The organism is Achromobacter xylosoxidans (assembly GCF_001457475.1).
Classification (GTDB): domain Bacteria; phylum Pseudomonadota; class Gammaproteobacteria; order Burkholderiales; family Burkholderiaceae_B; genus Achromobacter; species Achromobacter xylosoxidans.
Map to the genome: position 1 here is coordinate 1,330,633 of NZ_LN831029.1, position 15,577 is coordinate 1,346,209.

The following is a 15,577-nucleotide window of genomic DNA, read 5'->3' on the forward strand; positions in this document are numbered from 1 at the left end:
GCGCGGGTCAGACCCAGCCCAGAGCGGCCAGCACCATGTCGATCAGCTTGATGCCGGCGAACGGCACCAGCAGGCCGCCCAGTCCGTAGATGAGGAGATTGCGGCGCAGCAGGACCGAGGCGCCCAGCGGCCGATAGCGCACGCCCTTGAGCGCCAGCGGGATCAGCACGATGATGATGAGCGCGTTGAAGATGACGGCCGACAGGATGGCCGAGGCCGGCGTGGCCAGGCCCATGATGTTCAGCAGGTTCAGCTGCGGATACACCGTGGCGAAGGCGGCCGGGATGATGGCGAAGTACTTCGCCACGTCGTTGGCGATGCTGAAGGTGGTGAGCGCGCCGCGCGTCATCAGCATCTGCTTGCCGATCTCGACGATCTCGATGAGCTTGGTGGGGTTGGAGTCCAGGTCCACCATGTTGCCGGCTTCCTTGGCGGCCTGCGTGCCCGAGTTCATCGCCACCGCCACGTCGGCCTGCGCCAGCGCCGGCGCGTCGTTGGTGCCGTCGCCGGTCATCGCCACCAGGCGGCCTTCGCCCTGGTAGGCGCGGATCAGCTTGAGCTTGGCTTCCGGCGTGGCTTCGGCCAGGAAGTCGTCGACACCCGCTTCGGCGGCGATGGACGCGGCGGTGAGCTTGTTGTCGCCGGTGATCATGACCGTCTTGATGCCCATGCGGCGCAGCTCGGCGAAGCGCGACTGGATGTCGGGCTTGACGATGTCCTTGAGTTCGACCACGCCCAGCGCGCGGTTGCCGTCGCTGACCATCAGCGGCGTGCTGCCGCGGCGCGCCGCGTCCTCGGCCAGGCGCAGCACCTGCTCGGGCACGGTGGCATCCTGCGCGGCCAGCCAGGCGCGCACCGCGTCGACCGCGCCCTTGCGGATGACGCGATCCTTCAGGTTGACGCCGCTCATGCGGGTCTGCGCGGTGAAGGGCACGTATTCCGCGTCCGGGGCGCGCACGGCCGGGGCGTGGATGGCCTTGTCGGCCAGCGCCACGATGCTGCGGCCTTCCGGCGTTTCGTCGGCCAGCGAGGCCAGGCGCGCCGCATCCGCGAGTTCGCGCGGCGACACGCCGGGCGCGGGCAGGAAGGTCGAGGCCTGGCGGTTGCCGAAGGTGATGGTGCCGGTCTTGTCCAGCAGCAGCACGTCGACGTCGCCGGCGGCCTCCACCGCGCGGCCCGAGGTGGCGATGACGTTGGCGCCCATCATGCGGCTCATGCCCGCCACGCCGATGGCCGACAGCAGGCCGCCGATGGTGGTGGGGATCAGGCACACCAGCAGCGCCACCAGCACCGTGACCGTGACGGCGGTGCCGCCGCCCGCGGCCGAGACCGAGTAGATCGAGAATGGCATGAGCGTTGCCACCACCAGCAGGAACACCACCGTCAGGCCGACCAGCAGAATGGTCAACGCCAGTTCGTTGGGCGTCTTCTGGCGCTTGGCGCCTTCGACCATGGCGATCATGCGGTCCAGGAAGCTCTCGCCCGGATCGGCGGCGATGCGCACGAAGATCCAGTCGGACAGCACTCGCGTGCCGCCGGTGACCGAGGAGAAGTCGCCGCCGGATTCGCGGATGACGGGCGCCGATTCGCCGGTGATGGCGCTTTCGTCCACCGAGGCCACGCCGGCGATGACCTGGCCGTCGCCGGGAATGGTCTCGCCGGCTTGCACCAGCACCACGTCATTGCGGCGCAGCAGGCCGGACGCCTGCTTGACGGCCCGTTCGCGCCAGCGCGCCGGGTCGGCGGTGGCCGCGTCTTCGTCGCGAAAGCCCTTGAGCAGGCGCGCGTCGATGGTGGTGCGCAGGCCGCGCAGCGTGGCGGCCTGTTGCTTGCCGCGGCCTTCGGCCAGCGCTTCGGCGAAATTGGCGAACAGGACCGTGAACCACAACCATACCGTGATCGCGAGGATGAAGCCCGCCGGCGCCTCGGCCTGGCCGCGCAGCGCCATGATCCACAGGATGGTGGTCAGGATGCTGCCCACGTAGACCACGAACATCACGGGGTTCTTGAGCTGCGCCGCGGGCGAGAGCTTGCGCAGGCTGTCGACCACGGCGGGGCCGACCAGCGCGCCGGACCACATGCCGAACGTGCGTTCGTGCGGCGCGGCCGAGGGCGCGCGGGCGGCGCCGCCGCCGGCGCCTTGGGTTGGCATATCAATCTTGGCCATTTTCTTTCCTAGCCTGTTGCATTCAGGGTTGCAGGTGTTCCGCGACCGGGCCCAGGGCCAGCGCGGGCACATAAGTCAGGGCGCCCACCAGCAGCACCGCGCCGATCAGCAGCACGACGAAGAGGGGGCCCGTGGTGGGCATGCTGCCGGGCCCGGCGGGCAGGCGGCGCTTGGCCCCCAGCGAGCCGGCCATCGCCAGCACGGCAACGATGACGGCGAAGCGGCCGAACCACATCGCGGTTCCCAGCAGCACGTTGTAGAAGGGCGTGTTGGCCGAGAGGCCGGCGAAGGCGCTGCCGTTGTTGTTGGCGGCCGAGGACAGGGCGTACAGGACCTCGGAGAAGCCGTGGATGCCGGGGTTCAGCACGCCAGCCTGGCCGGCCGTCGCCGAGACCGCCAGCGCGGTGCCGCCCAGCACCAGCAGCGGCGTCGCCAGGATCACGATCGAGACCATCTTCATGTCGTAGGCCTCGATCTTCTTGCCCAGGTACTCGGGCGTGCGGCCGATCATCAGTCCGGCGATGAAGACGCCGAGGATGGCGAAGGCCAGCATGCCGTACAGGCCGGAGCCGACCCCGCCGTAGACCACCTCGCCCAATTGCATCAGCAGCATCGGCGTCAGGCCGCCCATGGCGTTGAGCGAATCGTGCATGCCGTTGACCGCTCCGCACGACGCCGCCGTGGTGACGGTGGCGAACAGCGAGGTGGCGGCGATGCCGAAGCGGGTTTCCTTGCCTTCCATGTTGCCGCCCGGCGAAAGCACGCTCATGGCGCTGTCGGCCCCGGCCTGCGCGGCCATCGGGTTGGGCTGTTGCTCGAAATAGGCGGCGCTCAGCGCGAACACGGCGAACAGCAGCGTCATGGCCGCGAGGATGGCGATGCCCTGGCGCCGGCTGCCCACCATTTCACCGAAGCTGAAGCACAGCGCCGCCGGGATCACCAGGATCGCCAGCATTTCCAGGAAGTTCGACAGCGCGGTCGGGTTCTCGAATGGATGGGCCGAGTTGGCGTTGAAGAAGCCGCCGCCGTTGGTGCCCAGCATCTTGATTGCCTCCTGCGAGGCGACCGGGCCCATGGCCAGCGTCTGCGTGCGGGTGATTGCCGGGTCGGTCACGGGCTGGCCCTTGGCGTCCAGCACCGGCTGGCCCTGGGCGTCGACGCGCGGCTGGTCATAGTGCAGGGCTTCGACCGTCTGCACTTCCTGGTAGTCGTTGAAGTTCTGCAGCACGCCCTGGCTCACCAGCGCCAGGGCCAGCACCAGCGACAGCGGCAGCAGCACGTACAGCGTGCAGCGCACCATGTCGGCCCAGAAGTTGCCCAGCGTGGCCGAACAGTGGCGCGCCAGTCCGCGGATCAGCGCGAACAGCACCGCGATGCCGGTGGCGGCCGAGACGAAGTTCTGCACCGTCAGCGCCAACATCTGCGTCAGGTAGCTCATGGTCGATTCGCCACCGTAGCCTTGCCAGTTGGTGTTGGCCACGAAGCTGATGGCGGTGTTGAGCGATGAGTCGGGCGAGACGGCGCCCATGCCGGCCGGGTTCAGCGGCAGCAGGCCCTGCAGGCGTTGCAGCGCATAGACCGCCACGATGCCCAGGATGTTGAAGGCCAGCACCGCCAGCGCGTAGCGCTTCCAGCCCATTTCGGCCTGCGGGTCGATGCCCGCCAGCCGATAGATGCCGCGTTCCAGCGGGCGGCCCCAGGCGGTCAGCCGGGATTGCCCGTTTTCCATGGCGATGCGGATGTAGCGCCCGAGAAAGGGCGCGATCGCGAGCAGGACCGCCAGGTACACGACCAGCAGTCCGACGAATTCGGCAGTCATCAGAACTTCTCCGGTTTGAACAGGGCGACCAGCAGGTACACGAACAGCAGCGCGGCCGTGAGGCCGCTCAGCCAGTAGAGCCAGCTCATGATTGCTCTCCCGAGGACAAGGCTTCGCAGAATCGGAGCAGGGCGTAGGTCAGCCCCGCCATGACGGCGAAGATCGCGATATAGATGGCATCCACGTTTTTCCTCCCGGGAGCCAGGCTCCCTTCGAACGACGAACCGGCGCGGCAAAGGGGATGCGGACCGCGCGGGCGTAGTGACCAATCAGGACACCGGCAGGTTACGGAGCGGGGGGTAAAAACGGGGTATAGCTTTGGCGGGGGGGTGTAAACGGAACGTAAAGACGCGCTGCCATAATCCCGGTCACGGATGCGCCGAGATGGCGCGACGCGGGTGCCCGGATCCGGGCGGCGGCGCGGGCGTTGTTGAGGCTGGCTCAAAACCGGGTGCGCCGCCCCCTTCCGGAAAGCGGTTTTGGGCGGGAAAAATCCCAATATTTAGAACAGAGATGCCAAAATGCACTGATGTGGTGCATGGAATATGTAAATGAATGCGCCGAATTAGGGCATTCCCCTAGTGTGGCATTCCCGCATCTGGTGCAGAATCTCTTCCCATGCAGGTGAGGAGACAAAGCCCTGCATGGGCAATTACCGGCGGCACCGGTACATAAAAAAGTAGCAGTACTCAAGAAAAGCAAAACGCACAACGGCTGGCACCAGGCAGTGCCGGCCGTTGTCGCATAAAAAGCCCGTATTTCGTCCAGCCAGGGTTTTCTAGCGCCGCGTTTCGCGATATTCCTCAGGTTTCGCTCACGCCAGCTATGCCGGAATCCCGCGTTTCCCCCGAGCCCACCCCGTCCCGCTATTGGCGTCGCAATGTGCGCCTGATCGCGCTGCTGGCGCTCGTCTGGGCAGCGCTGACGTTCATCCCCTCCTACTTTGCCCGAGGCCTGTCGTTCGATTTCATCGGCTGGCCGTTCTCGTTCTGGATGGCGGCCTACGGCGCCCCCTTGGCGTACCTCATCATCATCTGCATCTACGCCCGGATCATGAACCGCGCCGACCAACGCGGGGAAGAGGCCAAGGAGAACCGCTGATGCCGTTCGGCGGAGATACCCCGCAGCAATTCAGGATCCGGCTGCGCCGCATCTACGTGCTGTATACGGCCGGCTTCGCGTTGATGATCCTGCTGATGGCGCTGGCCGAGATCCTGGGCCTGCCGCGCAACTGGATCGGCTACGTCTTCCTGCTGGTGACCGTGAGCCTGTATGCCGGCATCGGCATCGTCTGCCGCACCTCGGACCAGGTGGAATACTACGTCGCCGGCCGGCGCGTGCCGGCCATCTACAACGGCATGGCGACCGCGGCCGACTGGATGTCGGTGGCCTCGTTCATCGGGGTCGCCGGCACGCTCTACCTGACGGGCTACGGCGGCCTAGCCTACATCATGGGATGGACCGGCGGCTATGTGCTGGTGGCGATGCTGCTGGCGCCGTACCTGCGCCGCTTCGGCCAATACACCATTCCCGACTTCATGGGCGCGCGCTATGGCGGCAACCTGCCGCGGCTGGCGGGCGTGGCCTGCGCCATTCTCTGTTCGTTCACCTATCTGGTGGCGCAGATCTACGGCGTGGGCATCATCACCACGCGCATGACCGGCATCTCGTTCGAACTGGGCATTTTCGTGGCGCTGGGCGGCATGCTGGTCTGTTCGTTCCTGGGCGGCATGCGCGCCGTCACCTGGACCCAGGTGGGACAGTACATCATCCTGGTGATCGCCTACCTGGTGCCGGTGGTGTGGCTGTCGATCAAGCACACCGACATGCCGGTGCCGCAGCTGTCGGCCGGCGTGGTGCTGCAGGAAGTGACGGAAAAAGAGGTCTACCTGCGCAACGACCCCGCCGAAATCGAGGCGCGCCGCCTGTGGCAGGAGCGCGCCGACGAGATGGCGCAACGGGTCCATGACCTGCCCGAGTCCTGGGCGCTGGAAAAGGACAAGCTGCGCAGTCGCCTGGCCCAGCTCAACGCCAGCGATGCGCCCATGGTCGAGATCCGCTCGGTCGAACGCGAGCTGGCGGCATTTCCGCCGACGGTGGAAGAGGCGCGCATCGCCTGGTCGCAGGCCAAGGCCACTTTCGAGGCCCGGGCCGCGCCGCCGACCCCGCATGCGGAACCGTTCCCGTCCAGCGATCCGGACGAGCGCCGCAACATGCGCATCAATTTCCTGGCGCTGGTGCTGTGCCTGATGCTGGGCACCGCGGGGATGCCGCACATCCTGATGCGCTCATATACCACCTCGTCGGTGGTGGAAGCGCGGCGTTCGGTGTGCTGGTCGCTGCTGTTCATCCTGCTGCTGTATTTCATGGCGCCGGCGTTGGCGCTGCTGGTCAAGTACGAGGTCTACACGCAGGTGGTGGGGTCGAATTTCCTCAGCCTGCCGAATTGGGTGCATGCCTGGAGCGCGGTCGACAGCAACCTGCTGGACGTCACCGACATCAATCGTGACGGCGTGGTCCAGCTCAGCGAAATCAGCATGGGCGCGGACGTGGTGGTGCTGGCGATGCCCGAGATCGGCGGGCTGCCCTATGTGATCTCGGGGCTGGTGGCGGCCGGCGGCCTGGCGGCGGCGCTGTCCACCGCCGATGGCCTGCTGCTGACCCTGTCCAATTCGCTGTCGCACGACATGTGGTACCGGATGGTGTCGCCGCGCATGTCGGCGGCGCGGCGGGTGATGGTGTCCAAGATCCTGCTGCTGGTGGTGGCGTTCGGCGCGGCCTGGGTGGCGGCGCGCAAGCCGGCCGACATTCTGTTCATGGTGTCGGCGGCGTTCTCGTTCGCGGCCTCGTCGTTCTTTCCGGCGCTGGTGATGGGCGTGTTCTGGCGCCGCGCCAACAAATGGGGCGCCACGCTCGGCATGGCGGCGGGGCTGCTGGTGACCTTTGCCTACATGACGCATACGCATCCGTGGCTGCGCGAGTGGGTGCTGGGGATTTCGCGGACCCAGCCGGTGGACCTGTGGTGGGGTATCCAGCCGATCGCGGCCGGCGTGTTCGGCGCACCGGTGGCATTCCTGACGATCATCGTGGTGTCGCTGCTGACGCCGCCGCCGGACCGCGCCACGTTGGCGTTGGTGGATTACCTGCGCCATCCGGGCGCGCCCAGGCCGCCCGCAGAAAACGGCACGACCTGATCGTGCCGGATGGCGGGTAGGTCGGGTGAATCCCGCAGGCGTGCGGAACGCTCGGGGCGGCTCAGTGCGACACGGACTTCGAGAAGACGTTCATGACCACCACGCCGGCGATGATCAGGCCAATGCCGATCAACGCGGGGGTGTCCAGGTGCTGCCTGAAGAACAGCGCGCCGACGATGGAGATCAGCACGATGCCCACGCCCGACCAGATGGCGTAGGCGATGCCGACCGGCACCTCGCGCAGCGTCAGCGACAGGAAATAGAACGAGATCATGTAGCCGAACACCGTCACCACCGATGGCACCAGGCGCGAAAAACCCTCGGAGCTTTTCAGGGCGCTGGTGGCGAAGATCTCGGCGACGATGGCGATGCCCAGGTAGAGCCACTTCATTTGCGCGGCCCTTCCGATTGCCGCAGCAGCACCAGCAGGGCGCCCGCGCCGCCTTCGCGCTCGGGCGCCTCGGAAAACGCCAGCACTTCGTTCTTCTGCACCAGCCAGGTGCGGGCCTTGTCCTTGAGCACCGGTTCCAGGCCCTGCGAGCCATAGCCCTTGCCATGCACGATGCGCACGCAGCGGATGCCGTGTTCCTGGCACTCGTCCAGGAACGACAGCATGGCGTGGCGCGCCTGTTCCACGCGCAGGCCGTGCAGGTCGAGCTCGGCGCCGGCGCGCCACTGGCCGCGGCGCAGGTTGCGCGCGGTGTCGGGGGCGGCGTCGCCGCGCACGAAGGCGGTGCCGCCTTCGGACAGCAGGTGCGTGATTTCGCCGCCATCCGAAACGCCGGCGTCGGCTCGCGTGGCGGTTTCGCCCAGCGCGTTGGCGCGGCGCAGGGCCGGGGCCGCTTGCGGCGCCGGCTTGTGTTCGGCGCGCGCGACCTGCTTGATGGGCTTGACCGACTGCATGGTGCGCCGGAACGCGGCCATGTCGTCGGCCGGATCGGTGTCCGCGCCGGGCGCCGGCGCGGCTTTCTTCAGCGCCGCCACGCGCTGGGCGAGGGCGGCGCGCTCCTGCTCGGCCTGCAGGTCTTTCTTGAGGCGTTTCAGGTCGGCCGCGCCGACCTTATTGCCCCGCATTCTCCAGCCACCGTTGTGCGTCCAGGGCGGCCATGCAGCCCGTGCCGGCGCTGGTGATGGCCTGGCGATAGACGTGGTCCTGCACGTCGCCGGCGGCGAACACGCCCGGCACCGAGGTCATGGTGGCCATGCCGGACAGGCCGCTCTTGGTGACGATGTAGCCGTCCTTCATTTCGAGCTGACCCTCGAAGATCCCGGTGTTGGGCTGGTGGCCGATGGCGATGAAGGCGCCGGTGGCTTTCAGGTCTTCGGTGGCGCCGGTGTCGACGTGGCGCACGCGCACGCCGGTGACGCCGCTGTCGTCGCCCAGCACTTCTTCCAGCGTGTGGAACAGCTTCAGTTCCATGTTGCCGTTCTCGACCTTGCTCATCAGCTTGTCGACCAGGATCGGTTCGGCGCGGAACTTGTCGCGGCGGTGGATCAGGGTGACCTTGCGGCAGATGTTGGACAGGTACAGGGCTTCTTCGACGGCGGTGTTGCCGCCGCCGACCACGACCACGTCCTGGTTGCGGTAGAAAAAGCCGTCGCAGGTGGCGCAGCCGGACACGCCGCGGCCCATGAAGGACTCCTCGGAAGGCAGGCCCAGGTACTTGGCCGAGGCGCCGGTGGCGATGATCAGGGCGTCGCAGGTGTAGACCTTGCCGGTGTCGCCGGTCAGGGTGAACGGGCGCTTGGACAGGTCGACCTTGGCGATGTGGTCGAACAGCATTTCGGTGTTGAAGCGCTCGGCGTGCTTCTGGAAGCGCTGCATCAGGTCCGGACCTTGCACGCCTTCGGCGTCGGCCGGCCAGTTGTCGACGTCCGTGGTGGTCATCAGCTGGCCGCCTTGGGCCAGACCTGTAACAAGGACAGGGCTCAGATTGGCGCGTGCCGCATAGACGGCCGCCGTGTAACCGGCGGGGCCGGATCCGAGTATCAAAACTTTAGCGTGCGTAGGCGTGGACATGGGCGGGTATCTTTAGGTTAACGCCCAATTATAATGAGCCGCATGCCGCGTATCTCGACTGCTTCTCCGCGCGCTTCGCGCAACACCCGCAACGGGCCCTCGCCGCTGCAGACGCGTATCTCCGCGTTGCTGCGCGAAGCCCGCTGGATCCTCTTCGCCGCCCTGGCGGCCTGGCTCACCCTGGTGCTGGCCACCTGGAGCGCCGCCGACCCGGGCTGGTCCCATTCCGTCCCCGCCGGCGTCATCCACAACAAGGGCGGGACCCTGGGCGCCTACCTGGCGGACATCCTGCTGTACCTGTTCGGTTTCTCCGCCTGGTGGTGGGTGATCCTGCTGCTGCACCGCGTGCGGGCAGGTTACCGCCGCCTTGCCAGCCATCTTCGTGTTACCAATGGTAAGCAGCCTGAGGTGTTGCCTCGAGTCCACTGGGAAGAGGGCATCGGTTTCTTCCTGCTGCTGGTCGGCTCGCTGGGCATGGAAGCCCTGCGCCTGGCCAGCCGCGGCACGCATCTGCCGGGCGCCTCGGAAAGCGCCAGCGGCGCCGGTGGCGTCATCGGCCATACCCTGGCCGACCTGATGAGCCGCAGCATCGGCTTCACCGGCAGCACCCTGGCCTTCCTGGTGATGCTGGCGATCGGCCTGAGCCTGTTCTTCTCGTTCTCGTGGCTGACCGTGGCCGAGCGCGTCGGCACCTGGATCGAAGGCCTGGTGCGCCGGGTGCGCAATTCCTACGCCGCGCGCGAAGACCGCAAGGTCGGCGAGGTGGCCAAGGCCGTGCGCACCGAGCAGGTGGTGGCCAAGCAGGAAAAGCTGGTGCACGAGCAGCCGGTGCGCATCGAGCCGGCGATCACGGTGGTGCCCAAGTCCGAACGCGTCGAAAAGGAAAAGCAGCAATCGCTGTTCTTCGCGCCGCCGCCGGGCGGCGAGGGCGACCTGCCGGCCATCAGCCTGCTGGATCCGCCGCTGGCCAACCAGGAAACCGTGTCGGCCGAGACCATCGAATTCACCTCGCGCCTGATCGAAAAGAAGCTGGCCGACTTCGGCGTGTCCGTCACCGTGGTGGCGGCGCAGGCCGGTCCGGTCATCACGCGTTACGAAATCGAGCCGGCCACCGGCGTCAAGGGCAGCCAGATCGTCAATCTGGCCAAGGACCTGGCGCGCGCGCTCAGCCTGGTCAGCATCCGGGTGGTGGAAACCATTCCGGGCAAGAACCTGATGGGCCTGGAGCTGCCCAACCCGCGCCGCCAGGTGGTCAAGCTGTCCGAGATCCTGGGGTCGCAGACCTATCACGCCAGCCATTCGGTCGTGACCATGGCGCTGGGCAAGGACATCGCCGGCAATCCGGTGGTGGCCGACCTGGCCAAGATGCCGCACCTGTTGGTGGCGGGCACCACCGGGTCGGGCAAGTCGGTCGGGATCAACGCCATGATCCTGTCGCTGCTGTACAAGGCCGACGCCTCGCACACCCGCCTGATCCTGATCGACCCGAAGATGCTCGAAATGAGCGTCTACGAAGGCATTCCGCATTTGCTGGCGCCGGTGGTCACGGACATGCGCCATGCCGCCAACGCGCTGAACTGGTGCGTGGGCGAGATGGAAAAGCGCTACCGCCTGATGAGCAAGATGGGCGTGCGCAACCTGGCCGGCTACAACACCAAGATCCGCGACGCCATCAAGCGCGAGGAGCCGATCCCGAATCCGTTCTCGCTGACGCCCGACCAGCCGGAGCCGCTGTCGCCGCTACCCACCATCGTGGTGGTCATCGACGAGCTGGCCGACCTGATGATGGTGGTGGGCAAGAAGATCGAAGAACTCATCGCCCGCCTGGCGCAGAAGGCGCGCGCGGCCGGCATCCACCTGATCCTGGCGACGCAGCGTCCCAGCGTCGACGTCATCACCGGCCTGATCAAGGCCAACATCCCGACCCGCATCGCGTTCCAGGTGTCGTCCAAGATCGACTCGCGCACCATTCTCGACCAGATGGGCGCGGAGACGCTGCTGGGCCAGGGCGACATGCTCTACATGCCGCCGGGCACCGGCCTGCCGGTGCGCGTGCACGGCGCCTTTGTCAGCGACGATGAAGTGCACCGCGTGGTCGAAAGCCTGAAGGCGCAGGGCGAGCCGAACTATGTCGAGGGCCTGCTGGAAGGCGGGCTGGACGGCGACGGCGGCGAAGGCGCCAGCAGCGTCACCGGCATCGGCGGCGACGCCGAGTCGGACCCGATGTACGACCAGGCTTGCGAGGTGGTGCTCAAGCATCGCCGCGCCTCGATCTCGCTGGTGCAGCGCCATCTGCGCATTGGTTACAACCGTGCGGCGCGGTTACTGGAACAGATGGAGCAATCGGGTATCGTGTCGGCGATGCAGTCCAATGGCAACCGGGAGATCCTGGTGCCCGCCGCCGCTCGAGAGGAAGCATGATGAAGACGTTTCGTGGCCTGGCCGCCGGCCTGGCCCTGTGCATGGCCCCGGCGTTGGCGCCGACTGCGGCCGTGGCCGCCACGGCGCAGGAGCAGTTGCGCGCGTTCGTGAGCACGGTGACGGCGGCGACGGGGACGTTTTCCCAATACACCGTCAGCACGCAAGGGCGCACGCAGCCGGCGCAGACGGGGGTGTTTTCGTTCCAGCGGCCGGGCAAGTTCAAGTGGGCGGTGCAGAAGCCCTATGAGCAATTGGTGATTTCCGACGGCAAGCAGGTGTTCCAGTTCGATCCGGACCTGGCGCAGGTGACCGAGCGCAAGGTGGATGCGGCCATCGGGACGTCGCCGGCGGCGATTCTGTTCGGGTCGGGGTCGTTGGAGCAGTCGTTCGATGTGTCGGCGCTGCCTTCCAAGGATGGGGTCGACTGGCTGCGGGCGAAGCCGCGGACGGCGGACGCGGGGTTCTCCCGGGTCGATATCGGGATGAAGGACAATCTGCCGGTGCGGGTTGAGCTGCTGGATTCGTTCGGGCAGACGACGCGGGTGGATCTTTCGGGGATCGTTCCCAATCCCAAGCTTGGGGAGGGGGAGTTTCGGTTTGTGGCGCCCAAGGGCGTGGATGTGGTCAAGATGTAGGGAGTCCGGCGGCGTCAGTGCTGAGTTGCTGTTGGGTTCTTGATTATTTCTTTGTTGGTCGGGCTTCGTAGGCCGCCCGTCACGGGGCGCGCAGGCGGTCAGCGCGCCAACGATTGCGGTCCGGAGCGTTCGCTCCGGACTTCCCCTTCGTCATCTTCGTTGTCGCCTGCGGCGACTGCCTTCAGATTCCCGCGGGCGCATCGACGGCGCGCTCACCGCCTGCGCGCCCCGCGCCGGGCTACCGGTTTCGAGAAATGTGGCGCTGCTGGAACTCGTGGGCATGGGAGAGGTTTGCGTTGCCCGCAAAAAACGGCCGCGCGGGCGGCCGTTTTTTGCATACGTGGTGGCTTGCGTCGTGATGTTGATCGCTGCGCGCTTGCGGCGCGGTGTGGGCGGTGTACTTGAAGCGCGCAGCGGATGGCTTGGGCCAGGAGGGGCGCCCGGTCGCCCGGTCGCCCGGCTGCCCGGCCGTCCGAAGGCCGGGCAGCCCCCTTTTGGGGCAGTAGCTCACGCAGTGAGCGCGGCGTGGGGGCGTTTGTACGCCACGCAGTCGATTTCTACTTTCGCATCCACCATCAGCGGCGACTGCACGCAGGCGCGGGCGGGGGGATTGTTGCCGAAGTATTCCTTGAAGACCTTGTTGAACGAGGGGAAGTCGCGCGCGTCGTCGAGCCAGACGCCGCAGCGCACGACGTGTTCGGGGCCGTAGCCGGCTTCCTTGAGGATGGCGAGGACCTGCTGGATGGCCTTGTGCGACTGGGCGACGGTGCCGCCTTCGATGACTTCGCCGTTTTCCATCGGGACCTGGCCCGAGACGTAGAGCCAGCCGTCGGCGGCGACGGCGCGGGCGAAGGGCATGTGGGAGCCGCCTTGGCCGGTGCCGCCGGCGACGCCGTAGCGGGTGATGCCGTTGTTGTCGGGAGTGGGGGTGGTACTGCTCATGTCAGGGCTCCTGAAGGGCGGGGGTTGAGGCGGCGAAGCTGGCGCGCAGGTCGCCGTTGCGGGGCAGCCAGCGGCCGGCGCGGTCGCCGGTGGGCTGGCCTTGGCGGTAGGACAGGACGCCGTTGACCCAGACGGCCTCGATGCCGGCGGCGGTCTGGACGGGGGCGGCGAAGGTGGCGCGGTCGATGACGGTGGCGGGGTCGAACAGCACCAGGTCGGCGTGGAAGCCTTCGCGCACCAGTCCGCGTTCGGCCAGGCCGAAGCGGGCGGCGGACAGGCCGGTCATCTTATGCACGGCTTCGGCCAGCGGGAACAGGCCGACGTCGCGGCTGTAGTGGCCCAGCACGCGCGGGAAGGCGCCCCACAGGCGCGGGTGCGGCATGGGGTCGTTGGGCAGGCCGTCGGAGCCGACCATGGTGAGCCGGTTCGACAGCACGCGGCGCACGTCGTCCTCGTGCATGTTGTGGTAGACGGCGCCGGCCGGTTGCAGGCGCTTCGCCGCTTCCAGCAGCGTCACGTTCCAGTCGGCGGCGATGGCGGACAGTTTGCGGCGGGCCTGTTCGGGGTGCGGCACCGACCAGGTGATGTCGATGTCGAATTCGTCGGTGACCTGCTTGAGGTCGAGCGTGGACGAGCTGGCCGAATACGGATAGCAGTCGCAGCCCACGTGCTGCATGCGGCCGGCGTTCTCCAGCTTGAACAGCACTTCCTTGGTGCGGCCCCAGTTGCCGGCGCCGGCGCATTTCAGGTGCGACACCACCACCGGCACGCGGGCGTGCAGGGCGATGTCGAAGGCTTCCTGCATGGCTTCCAGGATGGCGGCGAATTCCGAGCGCAGGTGGGTGGTGTAGAGCGCGCCGAATTCGTCCAGGACCTCGGCCAGCAGCTTGACCTCGGCGGTGTCGGCCTCGATCGCCGAGCCGTAGGCCAGGCCGGTGCTCAGGCCGATGGCGCCGTGGGCCAGGGCTTCGCGTAATTGATCGCGCATGGCCATCACTTCGTCGCGCGTGGCGCTGCGGTCGAGGCGGTCCATGTGGTTGTTGCGCAGGGCCGTGTGGCCGACCAGCGCGGCGACGTTCACGGCGGGCTGCGCGGCCTCGATGGCGCGGGTGTAGTCGGCGAAAGTCGGGTAGGCGAAATCGTCGCGCTGGCCCAGCAGGTTCATCGGGTCGGGCGGTTCGCCACGCAGCGAGACCGGCGAGGCGCTGATGCCGCAGTTGCCCACCACCACGGTGGTCACGCCCTGAGACAGCTTGGGCAACATGCCGGGGGTGCGGATGACGTTGGTGTCGTCGTGGGTATGGACGTCGATGAAGCCGGGCGCGAGCGCCAGGCCGGCGCCGTTGATGATCCGACCCGCCGACTGGCCGGACAGGTTGCCGATGGCGGCGATGCGGCCATGGGCCAGCGCCACGTCGGCGGTGTATTCGGCGCCGCCCGAGCCGTCGAGCACGCGGACGTTGCCGATGAGGGTGTCGTACATCTTGGGTTCCAGTTTCAATCGCCCAGCGGCAGCCGGTTGGGGCCGCCGCGGTGCTCGTCCAGCGCCAGCTTGATGCGGCGCAGGCGTTCGCGGTTCTCTTCTTGGTTCAGCATGGCCAGCTCGGTCGACAGCAGGTCGATCGCCAGCATCATGGCGTAGCGCGAGGCCGAGGGCTTGTAGATGAAGTCGGTTTCGTCGGTGCGGATCGGCAGCACCACGTCGGCCAGCTTGGCCAGTTCCGAGGTGGCGTCGGTGACCGCGACGATGCGGGCGCGGTACTGCTTGACGATGCGCGCGGCGCCAACGATTTCCGGCGTCAGGCCGGAGGCCGACAGGATCACCACGGCGTCGCGCTCGTCGAGCGTGGCGGCCACCATGCGCAGCAGCACGGCGTCGCTGTAGACCGCGATCGGGTAGCCCAGGCGCACCAGGCGCGACTGCACTTCCTGCGCCAGCACGGCCGATGCCCCGCCGACGCCGAACACGTAGATCATGCGGGCGCCGTCGACGATGCCGGCGGCAGCCTCGAACAGCGGTTCGGTGAAGGTCGGCAGGTGCGCGCGCAGCGTGCTTTCGATGTCGGCGTAGATGCGCGCGTAGAACGTGCTTTCCTCGGCCGGCGTGCTCTGGTCCAGGAAGCGACTGCCCACGGTGCTGGCCTGCGCCAGCTTCATCTTCAGGTCGCGGGTGTCGTCGCAGCCCACGGTGCGGGCAAAGCGCGAGATGGTGGCGATGCTGACGCCGGCCTTGGCCGCCAGCTGGTCCACGGTGGCGCTGGCGCTCCAGATGATGTTGTCCAGGATGGCGTCGGCGACCTTGCGCTCGGTCACGCTCAGGTCGTCCCGGCGGCTGCGGATCTGGAAGACGATGTCGCGGATGATGTTCATGTGGTGTTC

At 67.4% G+C, this 15,577-nt stretch carries 13 protein-coding genes; 4 read left to right on the forward strand and 9 right to left on the reverse strand.

Annotated features, from left to right (window positions below; all coding sequences use genetic code 11):
- Positions 1-7 precede the first annotated feature (7 nt).
- From kdpB to kdpF, 3 genes are read right to left on the reverse strand one after another with little or no spacing between them, the layout of a single operon-like run.
- On the reverse strand, positions 8-2,167 hold the full coding sequence (gene kdpB / locus AT699_RS06115) for a potassium-transporting ATPase subunit KdpB (protein WP_024067994.1): 2,160 nt from the start codon (positions 2,165-2,167) through the stop codon (positions 8-10).
- Positions 2,168-2,189: 22 nt separating this feature from the next.
- The gene (gene kdpA, locus AT699_RS06120) at positions 2,190-3,986 is read right to left on the reverse strand and encodes a potassium-transporting ATPase subunit KdpA (protein ID WP_024067995.1); all 1,797 of its coding nucleotides are present in this window, start codon (positions 3,984-3,986) and stop codon (positions 2,190-2,192) included.
- Positions 3,986-4,075 carry a K(+)-transporting ATPase subunit F gene (gene kdpF / locus AT699_RS06125; protein ID WP_035183859.1) on the reverse strand — a complete coding sequence of 30 codons (90 nt, stop codon included), beginning with the start codon at positions 4,073-4,075 and terminating at the stop codon, positions 3,986-3,988. Before kdpF ends, kdpA begins: the two co-directional genes overlap by 1 nt.
- A 736-nt stretch (positions 4,076-4,811) precedes the next feature.
- Here kdpF and AT699_RS06130 point away from each other — a divergent pair.
- Both AT699_RS06130 and AT699_RS06135 read left to right on the forward strand, forming a co-directional pair.
- The gene (locus tag AT699_RS06130; protein ID WP_006389072.1) at positions 4,812-5,087 is read left to right on the forward strand and encodes a DUF4212 domain-containing protein; all 276 of its coding nucleotides are present in this window, start codon (positions 4,812-4,814) and stop codon (positions 5,085-5,087) included.
- Complete coding sequence (locus AT699_RS06135) at positions 5,087-7,180, forward strand: sodium:solute symporter family protein (RefSeq protein ID WP_006389075.1); 2,094 nt, start codon at positions 5,087-5,089, stop codon at positions 7,178-7,180. Before AT699_RS06130 ends, AT699_RS06135 begins: the two co-directional genes overlap by 1 nt.
- A gap of 61 nt (positions 7,181-7,241) precedes the next feature.
- Here AT699_RS06135 and AT699_RS06140 read toward each other — a convergent pair whose 3' ends face one another.
- Genes AT699_RS06140 through trxB form a run of 3 tightly spaced genes read right to left on the reverse strand, consistent with a single transcriptional unit; the run spans position 7,242 to position 9,200 of the window.
- Positions 7,242-7,571, reverse strand: coding sequence for a DMT family transporter (locus AT699_RS06140; RefSeq protein ID WP_006389077.1), 330 nt, complete (start codon positions 7,569-7,571; stop codon positions 7,242-7,244).
- Positions 7,568-8,254 (reverse strand): Smr/MutS family protein, encoded by a 687-nt coding sequence (locus tag AT699_RS06145; protein ID WP_024067997.1) that lies wholly within the window; start codon positions 8,252-8,254, stop codon positions 7,568-7,570. The genes AT699_RS06140 and AT699_RS06145 overlap by 4 nt, the downstream gene beginning before the upstream one ends.
- Positions 8,241-9,200 carry a thioredoxin-disulfide reductase gene (gene trxB, locus AT699_RS06150; RefSeq protein ID WP_006389080.1) on the reverse strand — a complete coding sequence of 320 codons (960 nt, stop codon included), beginning with the start codon at positions 9,198-9,200 and terminating at the stop codon, positions 8,241-8,243. The genes AT699_RS06145 and trxB overlap by 14 nt, the downstream gene beginning before the upstream one ends.
- A gap of 42 nt (positions 9,201-9,242) precedes the next feature.
- On the opposite strand from trxB, the gene AT699_RS06155 reads away from it, so the two are divergent.
- Both AT699_RS06155 and lolA read left to right on the forward strand, forming a co-directional pair.
- A complete protein-coding gene (locus tag AT699_RS06155) occupies positions 9,243-11,621 on the forward strand; it encodes a DNA translocase FtsK (protein ID WP_006389081.1) in 2,379 nt (792 codons plus the stop codon).
- A complete protein-coding gene (lolA, locus tag AT699_RS06160) occupies positions 11,621-12,256 on the forward strand; it encodes an outer membrane lipoprotein chaperone LolA (RefSeq protein ID WP_024067998.1) in 636 nt (211 codons plus the stop codon). The genes AT699_RS06155 and lolA overlap by 1 nt, the downstream gene beginning before the upstream one ends.
- Before the next feature lie 507 nt (positions 12,257-12,763).
- Here the strand turns inward: lolA and AT699_RS06165 are convergent.
- From AT699_RS06165 to AT699_RS06175, 3 genes are read right to left on the reverse strand one after another with little or no spacing between them, the layout of a single operon-like run.
- Positions 12,764-13,198, reverse strand: coding sequence for a RidA family protein (locus AT699_RS06165; RefSeq protein WP_006389083.1), 435 nt, complete (start codon positions 13,196-13,198; stop codon positions 12,764-12,766).
- Position 13,199: 1 nt separating this feature from the next.
- Positions 13,200-14,681: an N-acyl-D-amino-acid deacylase family protein gene (locus tag AT699_RS06170; protein ID WP_024067999.1), complete on the reverse strand. Its 1,482-nt coding sequence runs from the start codon at positions 14,679-14,681 to the stop codon at positions 13,200-13,202.
- Positions 14,682-14,695: 14 nt separating this feature from the next.
- Positions 14,696-15,568: a MurR/RpiR family transcriptional regulator gene (locus AT699_RS06175; RefSeq protein WP_006389085.1), complete on the reverse strand. Its 873-nt coding sequence runs from the start codon at positions 15,566-15,568 to the stop codon at positions 14,696-14,698.
- Positions 15,569-15,577 lie beyond the last annotated feature (9 nt).

What these genes read in the sequence shown, in the direction of transcription:
- kdpB (WP_024067994.1), bottom strand. Translation starts at nt 2,167, where the DNA reads ATGGCCAAGATTGATATGCCAACCCAAGGCGCCGGCGGCGGCGCCGCC.
- kdpA (WP_024067995.1), bottom strand. Translation starts at nt 3,986, where the DNA reads ATGACTGCCGAATTCGTCGGACTGCTGGTCGTGTACCTGGCGGTCCTG.
- kdpF (WP_035183859.1), bottom strand. Translation starts at nt 4,075, where the DNA reads ATGAGCTGGCTCTACTGGCTGAGCGGCCTCACGGCCGCGCTGCTGTTC.
- AT699_RS06130 (WP_006389072.1), top strand. Translation starts at nt 4,812, where the DNA reads ATGCCGGAATCCCGCGTTTCCCCCGAGCCCACCCCGTCCCGCTATTGG.
- AT699_RS06135 (WP_006389075.1), top strand. Translation starts at nt 5,087, where the DNA reads ATGCCGTTCGGCGGAGATACCCCGCAGCAATTCAGGATCCGGCTGCGC.
- AT699_RS06140 (WP_006389077.1), bottom strand. Translation starts at nt 7,571, where the DNA reads ATGAAGTGGCTCTACCTGGGCATCGCCATCGTCGCCGAGATCTTCGCC.
- AT699_RS06145 (WP_024067997.1), bottom strand. Translation starts at nt 8,254, where the DNA reads ATGCGGGGCAATAAGGTCGGCGCGGCCGACCTGAAACGCCTCAAGAAA.
- trxB (WP_006389080.1), bottom strand. Translation starts at nt 9,200, where the DNA reads ATGTCCACGCCTACGCACGCTAAAGTTTTGATACTCGGATCCGGCCCC.
- AT699_RS06155 (WP_006389081.1), top strand. Translation starts at nt 9,243, where the DNA reads ATGCCGCGTATCTCGACTGCTTCTCCGCGCGCTTCGCGCAACACCCGC.
- lolA (WP_024067998.1), top strand. Translation starts at nt 11,621, where the DNA reads ATGAAGACGTTTCGTGGCCTGGCCGCCGGCCTGGCCCTGTGCATGGCC.
- AT699_RS06165 (WP_006389083.1), bottom strand. Translation starts at nt 13,198, where the DNA reads ATGAGCAGTACCACCCCCACTCCCGACAACAACGGCATCACCCGCTAC.
- AT699_RS06170 (WP_024067999.1), bottom strand. Translation starts at nt 14,681, where the DNA reads ATGTACGACACCCTCATCGGCAACGTCCGCGTGCTCGACGGCTCGGGC.
- AT699_RS06175 (WP_006389085.1), bottom strand. Translation starts at nt 15,568, where the DNA reads ATGAACATCATCCGCGACATCGTCTTCCAGATCCGCAGCCGCCGGGAC.